This is a genomic window from Clostridium tepidiprofundi DSM 19306, from assembly GCF_001594005.1.
Classification (GTDB): Bacteria; Bacillota; Clostridia; order Clostridiales; family Clostridiaceae; genus Clostridium_AC; species Clostridium_AC tepidiprofundi.
The window spans coordinates 1-645 of record NZ_LTBA01000151.1; the positions used below are offsets into that span (position 1 = coordinate 1).

Below are 645 nucleotides of genomic sequence, written 5' to 3' on the forward strand. Positions count from 1 at the left end.
TCTAGTCTTCCTCAATTATTTAAACCTCCTCAAACAATATAAATTAGTATTCCACTAATAATATTCGTTGAGTACATATACATATTTATAACATTTTAATGCGAAGAATTTTTAATCTTTAGAGCTGAACCCTTTCAAAAATGGTGTTATCCATCTCCCACTTATAGAAGATGGGAGACTTCCACACAAAATGTTAAAAAAAGAAATTTTGATATCAATGAAAAAGATGGAGATAGGGTTTGGTGTGTTTTTGATGTTGATATAAACTATAATACCAATAGGGCAATTCAAAGCAAAATAGAAGAAATTCAAAAAGCTAAGAAAATTGCAGATAAAAATAAAATAAAGTTAGGTATATCTAACCCATGTTTTGAATTATGGTATCTTTTACATTTTGAATATACTACAGCAAATTTTAAAAATTACGATGCTGTAAAGAAAAGATTGAGCAGATATATTGATAACTGTGAACTACTTCGACCACAAGGGTACGAAGCTTCTTTATAGAAAGTTTGCTGTTTAAGTTTCCTCTAACAAAAGTTAGATAGCCTTATTTCTATGGGCGAGAACACTTGCCCTTATCCCTCATAACGTAAGCTAACTTGGGAATACATTAGGTTGCGATACCTTGTATATTTTACGCAT

Annotated in this window: 1 protein-coding gene; it reads left to right on the forward strand. The window is 30.2% G+C overall.

Annotated elements, in window-relative coordinates; all coding sequences use genetic code 11:
- The first annotated feature begins 114 nt into the window (after positions 1-114).
- Positions 115-507 carry an RloB family protein gene (locus CLTEP_RS14585; protein ID WP_084365029.1) on the forward strand — a complete coding sequence of 131 codons (393 nt, stop codon included), beginning with the start codon at positions 115-117 and terminating at the stop codon, positions 505-507.
- Positions 508-645: the final 138 nt, after the last annotated feature.